Source organism: Faecalibacterium sp. Marseille-P9312 (genome assembly GCF_902497445.1).
GTDB lineage: Bacteria > Bacillota > Clostridia > Oscillospirales > Ruminococcaceae > Faecalibacterium > Faecalibacterium longum.
The window spans coordinates 145,698-161,198 of sequence record NZ_CABVEW010000002.1 but is presented as its reverse complement, the minus strand read 5'-3'; the positions used below and the strand labels follow the sequence as shown (position 1 = coordinate 161,198).

Annotated in this window: 11 protein-coding genes and 1 pseudogene; 1 reads left to right on the top strand and 11 read right to left on the bottom strand. The window is 63.5% G+C overall.

What is annotated here, in order from left to right:
* The first annotated feature begins 25 nt into the window (after positions 1-25).
* Entirely contained in the window at positions 26-2,137 is a 2,112-nt protein-coding gene (locus tag F3G95_RS02180) for a heavy metal translocating P-type ATPase (protein WP_188117497.1), read from the top strand.
* 64 nt (positions 2,138-2,201) lie between these two features.
* On the opposite strand, the gene F3G95_RS02175 is transcribed toward F3G95_RS02180, so the two are convergent.
* From F3G95_RS02175 to rsmD, 11 genes and pseudogenes are all read right to left on the bottom strand, one after another.
* Positions 2,202-3,680, bottom strand: a complete 1,479-nt coding sequence (locus F3G95_RS02175) for a UDP-N-acetylmuramoyl-L-alanyl-D-glutamate--2,6-diaminopimelate ligase (RefSeq protein WP_149793636.1) — start codon at positions 3,678-3,680, stop codon at positions 2,202-2,204.
* A gap of 14 nt (positions 3,681-3,694) precedes the next feature.
* Positions 3,695-5,191, bottom strand: coding sequence for an FtsQ-type POTRA domain-containing protein (locus F3G95_RS02170; protein ID WP_149793635.1), 1,497 nt, complete (start codon positions 5,189-5,191; stop codon positions 3,695-3,697).
* A gap of 59 nt (positions 5,192-5,250) precedes the next feature.
* Positions 5,251-6,378: an undecaprenyldiphospho-muramoylpentapeptide beta-N-acetylglucosaminyltransferase gene (gene murG / locus F3G95_RS02165; protein ID WP_149793634.1), complete on the bottom strand. Its 1,128-nt coding sequence runs from the start codon at positions 6,376-6,378 to the stop codon at positions 5,251-5,253.
* A 27-nt stretch (positions 6,379-6,405) separates the two neighbouring features.
* On the bottom strand, positions 6,406-7,689 hold the full coding sequence (locus tag F3G95_RS02160; RefSeq protein WP_149793633.1) for a putative peptidoglycan glycosyltransferase FtsW: 1,284 nt from the start codon (positions 7,687-7,689) through the stop codon (positions 6,406-6,408).
* A gap of 28 nt (positions 7,690-7,717) precedes the next feature.
* Entirely contained in the window at positions 7,718-8,698 is a 981-nt protein-coding gene (locus tag F3G95_RS02155) for a glycosyl transferase family 4 (protein WP_243130247.1), read from the bottom strand.
* Positions 8,699-8,719: 21 nt separating this feature from the next.
* Positions 8,720-10,093 carry a UDP-N-acetylmuramoyl-tripeptide--D-alanyl-D-alanine ligase gene (murF, locus tag F3G95_RS02150; protein ID WP_149793632.1) on the bottom strand — a complete coding sequence of 458 codons (1,374 nt, stop codon included), beginning with the start codon at positions 10,091-10,093 and terminating at the stop codon, positions 8,720-8,722.
* Between the two features lie 11 nt (positions 10,094-10,104).
* A complete protein-coding gene (locus F3G95_RS02145) occupies positions 10,105-12,618 on the bottom strand; it encodes a penicillin-binding protein 2 (RefSeq protein WP_149793631.1) in 2,514 nt (837 codons plus the stop codon).
* Between the two features lie 60 nt (positions 12,619-12,678).
* Positions 12,679-13,170: a cell division protein FtsL gene (locus F3G95_RS02140; RefSeq protein WP_149793630.1), complete on the bottom strand. Its 492-nt coding sequence runs from the start codon at positions 13,168-13,170 to the stop codon at positions 12,679-12,681.
* A 42-nt stretch (positions 13,171-13,212) separates the two neighbouring features.
* The gene (rsmH, locus tag F3G95_RS02135; protein WP_149793629.1) at positions 13,213-14,181 is read right to left on the bottom strand and encodes a 16S rRNA (cytosine(1402)-N(4))-methyltransferase RsmH; all 969 of its coding nucleotides are present in this window, start codon (positions 14,179-14,181) and stop codon (positions 13,213-13,215) included.
* A 240-nt stretch (positions 14,182-14,421) separates the two neighbouring features.
* Positions 14,422-14,883 (bottom strand): ATP synthase F0 subunit B, encoded by a 462-nt coding sequence (locus F3G95_RS02130; RefSeq protein WP_149793628.1) that lies wholly within the window; start codon positions 14,881-14,883, stop codon positions 14,422-14,424.
* Positions 14,883-15,467: pseudogene (rsmD, locus tag F3G95_RS02125) on the bottom strand (16S rRNA (guanine(966)-N(2))-methyltransferase RsmD); the annotation flags it as partial. The gene F3G95_RS02130 and the pseudogene rsmD, both read right to left, overlap by 1 nt.
* Positions 15,468-15,501 lie beyond the last annotated feature (34 nt).

The following is a 15,501-nucleotide window of genomic DNA, read 5'->3' as shown; positions in this document are numbered from 1 at the left end:
TGCAATACGCAGAGGATATTCTGATATGAAATGTACTATTCTTCATGAGAGCCGCGGCCGTCTGCGGGTGCACGTCTGCAATGTGCGGATGACCCTTCACCGGGCCGATGTGCTGGAAGCCTATCTGAACCACCACGACGCCGTGAGCAAGGCCAAGGTCTACGAGCGGACGGGCGATGTGGTGGTGTATTACACCGGCTCCCGCAAGGATGCCGTCGCCGCCCTGAGCACCTACCGTTTCGATGACCCCGAACTGGACGCACTGGTCACCAGCGCCGACAGCCGCCGCATCAATCAGGAATATCAGGAAAAGATGTATAACCTCTTGGCAGGCCGGGTGCTGCGCGAGCTGTTCCTGCCCGCCCCGCTCAACGCCGCCTACACCGTGTTCCGCTCCATCAAGTTCCTCTGGAAGGGTGTGTGCTGCCTGTGGCGCCGCAAACTGGAAGTTGAGGTGCTGGATGCTTTGAGCATCGGCGTCTCCATCCTGCGGGGCGATTTCGCCACCGCAGGCTCCGTCATGTTCCTGCTCAACGTCGGCTCCCTGCTGGAGGAGTGGACCCGCAAGAAGAGCCTCGACGACCTGGCCCGCAGCATGGCCCTGAATGTCGATAAGGTCTGGGTCCGCGCACAGGGTACCGAAGTGCTCATGCCGCTGACCAAGGTCCACCCGGGCGACGAGATCGTCGTCCGCTCCGGCAACATGATCCCGCTGGACGGCACCGTCATCGAGGGCGAAGCCATGGTCAACCAGGCCGCACTCACCGGCGAGTCCATGCCGGTGCGCAAGACCATCGGTGCCACCGTCTACGCCGGCACTGTGGTGGAAGAGGGCGAGTGCGTCCTGACCACCAGAGCCGAGGGCGGCGCGAACCGCTACGACAAGATCGTGGCCATGATCGAGGAGTCCGAGAAGCTGAAGTCCAGCACCGAGAACCGTGCGCTGGCTCTGGCCGACCGTCTGGTTCCCTGGTGCCTCGGTGCTACCGTCGTCACCTACGCCCTGACCCGGAACGCCACCCGCGCCATCTCCTGCCTGATGGTCGATTTCTCCTGCGCCCTCAAGCTCTCGATGCCGCTGGCCGTTCTTTCTGCCATGCGCGAGTGCGGCGCAAGCCATATCACCGTCAAGGGCGGCAAGTACCTCGAGACCCTGTCCAAGGCTGACACCATCGTCTTCGACAAGACCGGCACCCTGACCCGCGCTACCCCCAAGGTGGTCAAGGTCGTCCCCTTCTCCGGCTGCAGCGAGAGCGAAGTTTTGCAGCTGGCCGCCTGCCTCGAGGAGCACTTTCCCCACTCGATGGCCAACGCCGTCGTCCGGGAGGCCAGAGAGCGCGGCATCTCCCACGAGGAGATGCACTCCGAGGTGGAGTATATCGTGGCCCACGGCATCGCCAGCCGCGTCAGCGGTGAGCGGGTCGTCATCGGCAGCCACCACTTCGTCTTTGAGGACGAGCACTGCACCATCCCCGAGGACGAGCGCGAGAAGTTCGATAACCTCGAGCCGGAGTATTCTCACCTCTATCTGGCCGCTTCGGGCCGTCTGGCCGGCGTCATCTGCATCGCCGACCCGCTGCGTCCGGAAGCTTCCCGCGTGCTGCGCGCTCTGCGCGGCCTCGGCATCACCAACACCGTCATGATGACCGGTGACAGCGAGCGCACCGCCGCCGCCATCGCAAGGCAGGTAGGCGTGGACCAGTTCTTCGCCGAAGTCCTGCCCGAGGACAAGGCTGCTTTCGTCCAGAAGGCCAAGAGCGAGGGCCACACCGTCGTGATGATCGGCGACGGCATCAACGACTCCCCCGCCCTCTCTGCCGCTGACGTCGGCATCGCCATCAACTCCGGCGCTGCCATCGCCCGCGAGATCGCAGACGTGACCATCAAGGCCGACAGCCTCGAGGAGCTGGTCGTCCTCAAGACCATCGCCAACTCCCTGCAGCGCCGTGTCAGCGCCAACTACCGCTTCGTGCTGACCTTCAACTCTGCCCTCATCGCGCTGGGGGCAATGGGCATCCTGCAGCCTGCGTCCTCTGCCATGCTGCACAACCTCTCCACCATCGGCATCAGCCTCAAGAGCATGACCAACCTCATCCCCGAGGAAAAGGCTCAGAAGGCTCTGGCGGAAAAGAACTAAATCCCATCAGATACAAAAATACCGGCTGTGCATTCAACACAGCCGGTATTTTTATGTTCAGATATTACTCAAGGCCGATCTGCTGGGCGTACTCTTCCAGCAGCTCCCGCTCGAGGAAGGGGGTCTTGACGCCCTCGCGGTCACGGTAAGTCTCATGGCCCTTGCCGATGACGGCGATGAGGTCGCCCTCCTGTGCGTGGTCAACAGCATAATGCAGGGCGTCGAGGCGGTCGGGGATCTCCACGAACTTTGCATCGGGGTTGCCCTTGTTCATGCCCACGCGGATGTCGGCGATGATGTCTTCCACCTTCTCAAAGCGGTTGTTGTCCTCCGTGAGGATGGAGAAATCGGCCATCCTGGCACAAATTTCGCCCATGCCGTAGCGGCGCAGCTTGGAGCGGTTGCCGCCGCAGCCGAACACCACCACGAGGCGGTGGGGGTCGTAGGCCCGCAGGGTGGTGAGCAGGCTCTCGGTGGAGACTTCGTTGTGGGCGTAGTCCAGCAGGATGGTGAACTTCTTGCTGATGGGGACCAGCTCCACGCGGCCCTTGACCACACAGCGGTTCAAACCTTCGTGGATGGCCTCATCGGGCAGGCCCAGCACCTTGCCCACAGTGAGAGCGGCCAGCGCATTGTAGACGCTGAACTCGCCGGGCATATTCACCTTGACGTCCATATCATCCTTGCCGGAGACATGGAACTGGACGCCGAGGAAGTCATGGGTGCGGAGCAGCTGATAAGTACCGGCGCGGTAGTCGGCCTTCTCGCTGCAGCCGTAGGTCACCAGCTTGCAGGTGTGGCCTTCCAGCAGGGCCTCGGTGTTCTCGTCGTCGATGTTCACGACGCCGGTGGTGCAGCGCTTGAAAAGCTGACCCTTCCAGCTGCGGTATTCTTCAAAGGTCTTGTGCTCGCCGGGGCCGATGTGGTCGGGCGAGAGGTTGGTGAAGACGCCGATGTCGTAATGGATGCCCGCCACGCGGTCCATCATGAGGCCCTGACTGGACACCTCCATCAGCGCCGTATCGCAGCCGGCGTCCAGAAACTCCCGGAACGTCTTCTGCAGCTCATAGCTCTCAGGGGTGGTGTTGGCCGTCTCCTGATGGTGGCCGAGGAAGTAGATGCCGTTGGTGCCGATCATGCCCACTTTGCGGCCTGCGGCTTCCAGCACGCTCTTTATCATGTGGGTGGTGGTGGTCTTGCCCTTGGTGCCGGTGACGCCGATCATGGTCATCCGGCGGGAGGGGTTGCCGAACAGGTTGCCGCTCATGAGCGCCAGCGCATAGCGGCTGCTCTCCACCTTCAGCACGACAGCACCGGGGACGGTGGAAAGGTCGATGTCATGCTGGACCACCAGCGCCGTCACGCCGTCGGCCACGCACTGGGCGGCGTAGTCGTGGCTGTCCCGCTGGGTACCCACGATGCAGACGAAAAGCCGGCCCGGGGCCGCCTTGCGGCTGTCGTAGATGATGTCCTCGATGTCAAGTTCAAGGCTGCCCTGCACCAGCGTATAGGACACGCCCTCCAACAGTTGTTCCAGTTTCATGGTTCAAATGCTCCTTATTGCTGTTCTGCCGCTGCGGCAGTGGGGTCTTCGGCGGGCGCGGCTTCCGCGCCCTCAGTATCGGGTTCGGTGCCGGAGGCTTCCTCCGGCTGGCTCTCGGCTTCTGTCTCCGCCGGGGCGGCAGGCTCTTCCGGGGCCGTCCAGCCCGAGGGCAGGGTCGGCTCGCCCTGTGCAAAGCGGAATTTGCGGCTGGAAGAGGCACTCAGGTGGCTCAGATCCAGCATACCGGTGTCGGTGGGCGAGCAGCCCTTGCCGTCCTCGTTGAGCAGGACATACTTTGCCAGCCGGAGTTTGTAGTCCAGCTCATTCAGGGTACCCAGAAGCACGCTGATGCGGCCCTGATACAAAAACGCCATCTGCTCCGGGTCCTCGAACTCGATGCGGGTGACATCCGCCCCCAGCTCACTGCTGTCCAGTGCGGTCAGCAGAGTGTTCAGGGACTCGAGCCGCTTATCCGTGGGCGGTCCGGCCTCGCTGGATGCGGCGCTGTCAGACGCCGCGCTGCCCGAAGACGGGCCGGACGGTCCTGTCTCAAATTCCAGCTGTGTACCCGGCGTCGTGGATACCGGCTCGCCGCCGCAGAGGATGATAAGGTCCGGCTGGGCCGAATCCTGATCCAGTATCTTCAGCCCTGCAGAAAGGCTCAGCCAGCCGCCGGACGTCTGCATGGCGTAGACGGCAGTGGCCGCGTTGGTCCGCACCACTACGGTGTTAGGGTAATCCCGCTCCACCTGGATATTTTCCAGCAGCGGGAACTGCTTTTCCAGCGCAGCGGCCTTTTCGGCGGGGTCAAAGCTGAAGATGTTCTCTTCCGCGTGGACGCCCAGCGCCTGCAGGATCTCAGCGCTGGAATAGCCGCCCACCTCCTGCACCACCTCTCCATCGACCGCCACCTCTAAGGTGTTTATCTTGAAGAGCATGGTCACGGTGAGGTAGACGCCCACCCCGATGACGCAGAGCAGCAGCGCCAGCGCCGTCAGGCGGCGGATGGCCCTGCGGCGGCGGACAGCGGCCCGGGTCAGACGGCGCTTTTTTCTGCCCTCCCGCCGGGCCGGGCTGCGGAGGTTCGCCTCCGTGGGGCGGTAGCGCCCGCCGCTCTGGGGCCTCCGGGCGCTCTGGACGTTCTGGGGCCGCTGGCCATTGCGGGGGCGGCTCCCATTTGTGGGGTAGGCGGTCGTGTTCTGACGGGGCCGCTGGCTTCTCTGCTGGCCCTGACGGCGGCTCTGGTTCTGGTTATTGGGCCGTCGCGCCGTCTGCTGGGGAAACCGGATGCTGTTGTCCGCATATCCCGAGCTGTGGTTTTCGAACGTCACATTGCCGCCCGAGAAGTCCAGCGTCTGCTCCTGATAGCCCTGCGTCCGGCGGCGGTCCTGATTCGAGGGACGCCGGTCCTGCGTCCAGTCGTAGGCTTTGCGGGGCTTTCCCTGCCGTCGGGCGCTGTTCTGCTGGATCGAACTGCTGGGGCGTCGGCTCTTGTTCCGATCCTGCTGCATGGTGCGGCGTCGCCTCCTTTCCGTCTGATTATTTTATCACAAGAGTGCTGCCGAATCAATCACGGCGTCTTGACCAGTTTCATCAGGGCGTCGGCGATGCGGTCGAGGCTGTCGTCCACCGAAAGGGTGCGGGCGTTCCTGCCCATGGCAGCCAGCCTGCCCGGCTCGGCCAGCAGGCCGGAGACGGTCGAGACCAGCTTCTCGCCGGTCAGATCCTTTTCCTCGATGACCACAGCGGCACCGGCCTTCTGCAGCTCCATGGCGTTGTAATACTGGTGGTTCTCCGCCACATTGGGGCTGGGGATGAGGATGGCGGCGCGGCCCTCGGCTTCCAGTTCGGCCAGCGTCAGCGCACCGGCACGGCTGATGACGAGGTCGGCAGCGGCCAGCAGCTCGGGCATATTGTTGATATATTCCTTCACCACGAGGCTCTCGCCGGGGGCAAAGCCTTTTTCCTTTTCGAGATTTTGAAACAGCTCCACGCCGTACTGTCCGGTGGCGTGGATGTGGAGCACAGGCTTGTGCTCCTTCTGCTCCCATGCGCAGAGGTCGGCCACCACCTCATTGACGCGGCGGGCACCGAGGCTTCCGCCGAAGGAGAGGATGACGGTGCGGTCACCGGCACCCAGCTGGGCGCGGATGGCGTCCCGCTCCCCTGCCTTCTCGAACACTTCAGGCCGCACCGGGTTGCCCACGACCTGCGTCTTTTCGGGCGCACCCAGCTTTTCCACAGCGGCAGGCACGGCGGCGAACACGATGTCCACGTCCGGGGCCAGCAGCTTGTTGGTCACGCCGGGGAAAGCGTTCTGCTCGTGGATGGCGGTCTTGATGCCCTTCTTGGCGGCGCAGCGCACCACCGGGCCGGAGACATAGCCGCCGCAGCCGATGACGAGGTCGGGCTGCACTTCCTTCATCATGGCCCGGGCTTTCGGGCCGGAGAGGGCCAGATTCCAGAGGGTGATGATGTTCCGCTTGATGTTGTTCAGGGAGAGCCTGCGCTGGAAACCGGTGATCTCGATGTGGTGGAAGGGGTAGCCCGCCTGGGTCACGAGGCGGTATTCCATCCCCTCCTTCCGGCCTGCAAAGTGTATCTCGGCGGACGGGTCGGCCTTTTTGATGGCTCCCGCGATGGCCAGAGCCGGGTTGATATGTCCGGCAGTGCCGCCGGCTGCGATCAGTATACGCATGGTGATCTCCTCCTTATCTGGATGTGCTCAATATCCCACGTTGGGGTCGAGCCGGATGGTGTTGTCGGACTTTTCTTTTTCCCGCTGTTCCCGCTGGGCGCGGAGATTCTCCCGCTCGAGGCGGGCGCGCTCGCCGCCCCGGCCGATGTTTATCATCACGCCCATCTCGGCCAGCAGCAGGATGAGGCTGGTGCCGCCGGAGGAGAAGAAGGGCAGCGAGATGCCGGTGTTGGGCAGGGTGTTGGTGACGACCGCGATGTTGCAGAACACCTGCCACGCAATTTGGGCCATGATGCCGATGCCCACCAGTGTGCAGTAGCGGTTCTCGGCGTGGAAGGCCAGCCACAGCCCCTGCACGAGGAAGAGCACGAAGAGCAGGATGACGATGACGGCACCCACGAAGCCCAGCTCCTCGCACACGACGCTGAAGATGAAGTCGTTGGTGCTCTCGGGGAGCCAGAGCTGTTTTTCGATGCTGTTGCCGAGGCCGAGGCCGGTGACACCGCCGGAGCCGATGGCGTAGAGGCTCTGCAGGGTCTGGTCGGTCATCTTGCTCAGGTCGTGGGTCCAGCCGTCCAGACGGCTCTGTAAGTACGGGATGGAGTCGATGTGCTCCAGCACGGTGCGGAGCAGCAGCACAGCGGACGCGCCGCCCGCCCAGGTGATGATGCCGCCGCTGCCGCCCAACAGCAGGATGGTGCCGCAGATGGCCGTCGTCAGGACGATGCCGGACATATGGGGCTCAAGCATGAGCAGAAACACCACAGGGATGAGGGGCAGCAGCGGGACGATGAGCTCCCGCACGATGCGCTGATAGAGCCACTGGCCTGCCGGGACGCGCCGCCCGGAGGCGGGGTCCAGCTTTTCCAGATGGGGCGCTTTCGCGGCCAGATGGGCCGTGAGCAGGATCATCTCGAACTTTGCGATCTCCGATACCTGAATGGTAAAGCCGATGCTCAGCCAGCGGCGGCAGCCGTTGAGGGGCGCACTGAACAGCACTGCGATGAGCATCACGATGCAGACGACATAGCCCGGCCCGACCATCCTGCGCAGAAAGCGGTGGTCGATGCGGGAGAAGAGCAGCATGACCGCGAGGCCCAGACCCAGGCAGAACACCTGCGACTTGATGTAGTAGAAGCTGTCGCCCATCCGCAGGTAGCCCGTGGTGTAGCTGGCACTGAACAGCATGATGAGTCCGAACACGATGATGACTGCCAGCGTCGCCAGCCAGTTGATGAGCACCTGCGGCCAGGGGCCGGGGCTCGACAAGATGGCAAAGGACTCAGACTTTTTTCTCCGGATGGTCGCCATCCGCATTCCCTCCTTATCGGGTCCCGGCTCAGCTGGCCCGCGCTGCCTGCAAGGTCAGCGCAAGGCCCAGCATCGCCAGGACTCCAAAAATATAAAAGATATTCACCGGGTCAAAGCCCCGCTTTTCCAGCCAGCGGTGGAGCGGCGCGGTGCCGAACAGCTGCCGCCGCCCGCCGGAGGCTTTCCAGACGATGATCTGCAGAGCCACCATGCCGCCCTCCAGCCAGTAGGGCAGGGCCAGCGGGAGCGTCAGCCCGGGCCAGCCGACGCTCAGCGGCACACAGCCCAGCGCACCGGCTAGAAACTGGCACCCCACCGCACCGGGGCGGAGCTTTGCGGGGTAGAAATTCCAGAGCAGGAAGGCCATCAATGCCCCGGCCAGCGCCGCCGGGAGGACCCCCAGCGGGAACCAGCCCAGGAGGGTCATGGCCGTCATGAGGCCCAGCATGGCGATGAAGGCGCAGCCGCAGACCGTGCCGTCCATGCCGTCGGCGGTGCGGGCGCTCTCGGCCAGCGCCACTAAAATCGCCAGCCAGACCACCGGGGCCAGCGGCCCGAGGGTGCAGTAGCCGACGCCCGGCAGGGCCAGCCCGTCGGGCAGGCAGTGGTTCAGTCCCAGCAGGGCCAGCACCAGCGTGCCGGAGGCTGCTTCCAGCGCCAGCCGCACCGGGCGGCGCAGCCCCAGCGGCGACCGATGCCGCAGCCGGACCAGATCGTCCGCCAGGCCCACGGCCCCGAAGCAGAGCGCCCCGAACAGGGCGATGAGCAGCCGGGTGGTCAGCAGGCTCTCGGTCCCCAGCAGCTCCGGCTGGGCGACACAGGCCGCTGTCCAGCCGACGCCCACCGCCGCCAGCGTCCCCACCATCAGGCAGAGCCCGCCCATCGTGGGCGGCTCATTTTCCTCCTGCTGGACGCGGAACGCCCGCAGCAGCGGCGTCATCAAATTCCCGAGCGCCGCCGTGAGGACGAACCCCAGCGTTGAGGCGACGATCAAGGCAAAACGAATCATAATAACGATACTCCAAGTGTTTTACTTTGTGCAGACGGGATAAAACAGGGCCAGCGCCTTTTCCAGCGCCATGCCCCGGCTGGCCTTCACCAGCAGAGCGTCGCCCGGGGCCATCCGGGCCAGCAGAGCGTCTGCGGCTCGGCTGTAATCCTCGGCGTGGACGACGTCGGCGAGGCCCGCGTCCTTTGCAGCCTTTGCCGTCCGTGCGGCCTCGGGGCCGTAGGTGACAAGGGCGGTCAGCCCGGCCTCTGCGGCCTGACGGCCCAGCTCTTCATGGGCGGGCGCGCTCATCCCGCCCAGTTCCAGCATATCGCCCAGCAGAGCGAAGCGGCGCTTGCAGGGGTACTCTTTGAACATCGCCAGCGCGGCCTTCATGCTGTCGGGGTTGGCGTTGTAGCAGTCCTCGATGACGTCCATGCTGCCTGCGTGGACCACCTTCTGGCGCATACCGGTCTGCTCGAAATCGGCCAGACCCGCGATGACGCCCTCGGGCGCGAGGCCCAGACGGGTGGCGGCGGCGTAAGCGGCCAGCGCGTTCGCCACGTTGTGGCGGCCCATCGCAGGAATCGTCACCTCATAGCGGCCTGCATTTTTATCGCAGAGGGTGAAGGCCATGCCGTCGCCCTCCTGCCGGACATCGAGGGCGCAGACGTCGACGTTCTCGTCGCCGAGGCTGAACCACACGGGCCGGACATGGGTGGGCAGAGCGGCTTTGCGCAGGAAGGGGTCGTCGCCGTTGAGCACGAGGGGCGAACCCTCGGCAAGGCCGGCGCAGATCTCCAGCTTCGCCTTGCAGATGTTCTCCTGACTGCCCAGATTGCCGATGTGGGACACGCCGATGCAGGTGATGATGCCCACATCGGGGCGGGCGCACTTTGCCAGACGCTCGATCTCCCCGGCGTGGCTCATGCCCATCTCGACGACAGCGTACTCCGTATCCCTGCCGATGCGGAAGATGGTGCGGGGCAGGCCCAGCTCATTGTTCTGGTTGCCCTCGGTCTTGATGGTATTGCCAAAGCCCGCGATGGCGGCGTAGGTCATCTGCTTGGTGGTGGTCTTTCCCACGCTGCCGGTGACGCCCACCACCTTCGGGTGGAACTGGCTGCGGTAGTTCGCGCCCATGACCATCATGGCGTGGTAGCTGTCGGGGCTGATAACCCGCCGTTCAGCCGGGACGCCCTCCATCGGGTGGTTGAGGACGACATAGGCCGCGCCCTCTTCCAGCGCCCTGGCCGCGAAATCGTGGCCGTCGAAGCGCTCACCGGGGAAAGCCACAAAGATGCAGCCGGGGCAGACCTCGCGGCTGTCGGTGGTCACGAGGCCGATGGGCTGGCTGTCGGCGAAGCCCTCGGGGGCAAGGCCCTTCAAAAGCAGGTCTGCTGCGATTTTTTCCATAATAAATCTCCTTATCCGCAAGTGATGGTGACGACGGTGCCTTTCTGGACGCTGGAGCCGGCGGCCTCGCTCTGGCTCTGCACGGTACCGGCGCTGTCGCCCGCCACCTGACAGTTCAGGCCGGCGGCGGTCAGCATCTGGCGGGCAAAGTCGGCACTCTTACCGCTGACGTCCGGCACTTCCGTGTGGCTGCCGGAATAGGTATCGGTGTAAAGATAGATGGTGGTGCCGCTGGCCACCGCTGCGCCCGCGTGGGGGTACTGGTAGGTGACGACGGCGGCGGTCTGGTCGCTCTCGCTCTCCACGAGCTGATGCTTGAGGCCCTTGGTATTCAGGGAGACCTGCGCATTGCTCCACTCCTTGCCCACGAGGTTCGGCACCTTGACGGTGTTCTGGCTGCGGTCGATGCCGTCGGTGGCAATGCCCAGATAGGGGGCTATCTCACTGATGATGTTGCCGACCACAGGCGCAGCCAGGATGGACGAATAGTCGGTGCTGGCGTTGTTGGGGTCGTCCAGCATGACGTAGACCAGAATTTCGGGGTCGTTGGCGGGCAGGACGGCGGCAAAGGAGGCGACCTTCTTGTAGTCGCCGTCGGCGCGGCGCTCCATGTTCAGCTGCTCGGACGTACCGGACTTGCCGCCGATGCGGTAGCCCGCGACGTAGGCGTTGGAGCCGCCGCCGGTGGTGGTGCCGTCGCCGACCTCGTATTCCATGATCTGGCGGATGGTCTCGCTGGCGCTCTTGCTGATGACCTGGCGGCGGACGTTCGCGCCGATCTCCTCGACGACATTGCCGTTCTGGTCGGTTATCTTATCCACCACATGAGGGGTGACGAGGTAGCCGCCGTTGACGGCTGCCGAGACGGCGGTGCAGACCTGCAGCGGGGTCACAGCCATTGCCTGACCGAAGGCGGAAGACGAAAGCTCGACCTCGCCCAGCTGGCTCTTGGTGTAATACTTCATCATGCCCGTCTCGTTGGGCAGGTCCACGCCGGTGCGCTCGGTGAAGCCGAACGCGTCGAAGTAGTCGTAGAAGACGCTGGGACCCAGCCGCTGACCCAGCTGGATGAAGTAGATGTTGCAGCTGTTCCGGAGGGCCTCGGCGAGGTTCTGGACGCCGTGGGACTTCTTACCGGCGCAGTGATACGTCTCTTTCGCCACGCCGTAGGCACCGGAGCAGTTGAAGGTGGTGTAATAGGTGGCCTTGCCCGAGTCCACACCCATGGCAGCCGTGATGACCTTGAAGACGCTTCCGGGGTAGTACAGCTCGGTGATGGTCTTGTTCTTCCACTGGATGTCGCGGTAGGTTCCGGTGTAGTCGGGGTCCTCTTCCGGTATCTTCTTGCCCTGCTCGTCCCGGAGATAGCTGCCATTGGCGTCTTTCTTGTAGATGGTGTAGATCTCCGGCTCGGCGTTCACCTGCTCATTCAGATAGGCCAGATTCTCGCTGAAATCCAGCGGAGCGTTGGGGTCGAAGTCAGGCTTCGAGGCCATGGCAAGGATGGCACCGGTCTTGACGTTCATGACGATGGCCGCGCCGCGGTTCTCGACCGTGTTGGCGTAGATGGCCTCGTTGAGGTAGCGCTCCACGACCTCCTGCACATTGACGTCCAGCGACAGCACCAGATTGGAGCCGTCCTTGGCGGCGTAAGTGGTGGCGTTGGCGTCGGCGATGGCGTTGCCGTAGGCATTGCGGAGGGTGATGGTGCGGCCATTGACGCCCGCGAGGGTGTCATTGTAGGATTTTTCGAGGCCGTAGAAGCCCTCGCCGTCGCCGTTGCAGAAGCCCAGCACCGATGCGGCGAACGCGCCGTAGGGGTAGTCGCGCTGGAAGCTCTTGGACGAAGAGACGGAGACACGGCCCTTCTTGATGACGGTGCCGTCTTCCAGAGTCTTGGCCTTGGCGTGGTCTTTATTATATTCGCTGATGTATTTCTCGATGGAGAGCTTGACGGCATTGTTCACCTTGGTGGCCAGCACCTGATAGGACGAGCCGTTCTTGGCCAGCGCGTCGTGGACGGTCTGGTACTGGGTCTGATATTCCGCCGAGGAGGTATCTACGCTGTCCAGACTCTCGCCGTCGCCGGAGAGCAGCCGCAGGGTGAGCTGGCGGCTCACATCGGCCAGCGTCGTCTCGTCCACGGTCTTGACAGCCTCACCCGTCTCCTCGACGGTCTGGCTGGTGAAGAGGGCCGTGCTGTAGCTGGGGTCGGCCCAGATGGTCCATACTACGCTGGTGGACGCCAGCGTGATGCCGGAGGCGTCGTAGATCTCGCCGCGGGTGGCCTGGATGGTGCTGTCCAGCAGCTGCTGCTGGGCCGCATACTGGCGGAAGGTCGCGCCCTGTTTTATCTGGATGTTATACAGGCTGTGGGTGACGATGCCCGCAGCCGCCACTACAAAAAATACCGCCGCGCCGAAGCTGAAATGCCGCAGCCGCGCACTGAGGCGCTCGTGCGGGTCGCTGCGGCGGAGGCGGTAGTAGATGCTCTTATGCTGGTCGTTGGAGGGCTTGTTTTGCATGGTATTCTCCTGCAGAAACCAGAAAAGCGTGCGCTGCCGCACGCTTTTCTGTCTGTTTGCTTATTTTACGCTGCGGACGGAGGCCAGAATGGTCATGGCACCGTCGTGCAGGAAATCCGTCCACTGGTGGACAGCCGACTCCCTGCGCACCAGCACACTGTCGCTGTCGAGGCGGATGTAGGTGAGCTGGCTCTGGTCCATCTTCATGAGGCCCAGCCGCCCGGCCACTTCTTCCACGCTGGTGATGTTGGTCTTGCTGTTGAGGACACTGTTATAGTAGGTGTACTGGCTCTGCTCGCTCACGAGTTCCGCTTTGGCCTTCTGGATCTGGTCGTTGACCTCCACCAGCTGGGCCTCGCTCCACAGCAGGCTTACCGCAAAGCCTGCCAGCAGCGCCATCGAGATCAGTTGAAGTGCGTGCTGCATGGCCGCCTGGAACGGGCTGAGACGGCGTTTGCCGCCCTTTTCCACCCGCAGTGCGACCTTGCGCTGAGTCTGAGGCGCTTTTCTGCGACGCACCTCAGACGACATATCATAAGCTGGCTGACCCATAGTTGATCTCCTCCTCTTACATTGAGCGGCATCTTATCCGGCTCAGAGTTTCTCCAAAACGCGCAGATGGGCAGAACGGCTGCGCCGGTTCTCCTCCAGTTCCTGCTTGTCGGCCTCGATGGGCTTCCGGGTAATGAGCTTTGCCTTCGCCTTGCCGCCGCAGACGCAGACCGGGAACTCCGGCGGGCAGGTGCAGGCGGTGGACCAGCGGCGGAACTTATTTTTCACCAGCCGGTCCTCCAGCGAATGGAAGGTGATCACACACAGCCTTCCGCCCGGGGCAAGGTGGTCGAAGATGGTATCCAGACCTTCCTCCAGAGCGTCCAGCTCGTGGTTGACCGCGATACGCAGCGCCTGAAAGGTGCGCCGCGAAGGATTCTTGTTCTTGCGCCGCTCCGCAGGCGGCATGGCGCCGGCCACGATGTCGGCCAGCTGCAAAGTCGTCTCGATGGGGGCTGTCTCGCGGGCCTCCACGATGTGGCCGGCGATCTGCCACGCATAGGGCTCTTCGCCGTAGTCCCGCAGGATGCGGGAGAGCTCTTCCCGGCTGGCGGTGTTCACGAGGTCTGCCGCCGTCTCCCCCTGCTGGCTCATCCGCATGTCCAGCGGGGCGTCTGCCCGGTACGAAAAGCCCCGGGCCGCGTCGTCCAGCTGGTGGCTGGAAACGCCGAGGTCCAGCAGCGCACCGTTTATCTTCTCGATGCCGAGGCTCTCGAGGGCTTGTCCGGCATAGCGGAAGTTTATCTGCCCCCCCGTGGCGGGGAGCCCGGCCAGCCGCGCCCTGGCGGTCTGCCCCGCGTCGGGGTCCTGGTCGAGGGAGACGAGCCGCCCGCCTTTTGCGCCGTCCAGCCGGAGGGCGATCGGGCGGGAGTGTCCCGCGCCGCCCGCCGTGCCGTCGAGATAGGTGCCTGCCGGGTCGATGTTCAGTCCGTCGAGGCACTCGTTCAGAAGCACGGGGATATGCTCAAACGAGGCCGGGTCGAACTGTGCCAAATCTTCTGTCTGAGTCATCGCGCCCAGCCTCCTTTCGTTTCGTGTTCCGAGCCGTCCGATACGCCGGACATCTCCCGGGGAGTTTGTCCCGTTTTCTGCTCTGTCAAGATACCTGACGACTCTATTTTATTTTAGCAAATCGAAACGCCGAATGCAAGTTTTTTCCTGCGCTTTTTTCCTACAAAATGTTACAAAAAAAGCCCCTGCGAATCGTCATTTTTACTCGCAGGGGACTGGATTCAGGTCAGGAGCGGCTCATCACACGCCGCGGCGGGGGTTCTGGCGCAGGTTCGCGCGGACATTTTTCACCTGGGCGGCGTTCTCAGACATCGTCTCCTCGGTGGTTTTCAGCATATTATCGCAGTAATCCGTGACCGTCTGGCGGACGGTGCGGGCCTCGGTCTGGGCAGCGGAGACGATCTCGGACGCACGCTGCTGGGCGGCGCGGACGATCTCGGCCTCGCTCACGAGGATGCGGGCGCGCTCTTCTGCCTTCTTGACGATGGCCTGTGCCTGCGCGTTGGCCGACTCGATGAGCTGGGCGCGGTCGCCGACGATGGACTGGGCCTGACGCAGCTCCACGGGGAGGTTTGCGCGGATGTCATCGAGATAGTCCCGAATTTGTTCCACATCCACGATGCGTTTGCCGCCCGAAAGGGGCATTCCGGTGCTCTCTTCCAGCAGGTCTTCGATGGTATCCAAAAGCTCGTTGACGTTCATCACGCTTCTCCTTCTTCCTCTGCGGCGTCTGCCATGGGTCTCACATATTTCCAGAGCAGGACTTTGCCGTACTTATACTGCTTCTTCAGCTGTAAACCGCCCACTTCGGCGGGGAGGACGAGTTTCGTCTCGCTCTCGCAGATGACGATGCCGCCGGGGGCGACGCACTTGTCCACGATGGGGAGGATATTTTCCAGCGTGCCGTTGTGGAAAGGCGGGTCCAGCAGCACCAGATCGAACTGTTCCCGGCAGGCCGAGAGGAAGCGGGCTGCTTCGCCGATATTGACGCGGCTGCGGTCAAAGACGCCGCAGTTCTTGCAGTTCTTCATGACGATGTTCACGGCCTCACGGTTCTCGTCCAGAAACACGCACCGGGCAGCGCCCCGGCTCAGCGCCTCAATGCCCAGCTGGCCGCTGCCTGCGTACAGGTCCAGCACACGGGCTCCGGGCAGGTCGAACTGGACGATGCTGAACATCGCCTCCTTCACCTGATCGAGGGTGGGGCGGGTAATATCCGTGCCGGGCAGCGCTTCCAGCCGTCTGCCGCGGGCTTCTCCTGCAATGACTCGCATGGTTTTGGCCTCCTTCGGGTCTTTCCTGTTATCGTAACTTCATATT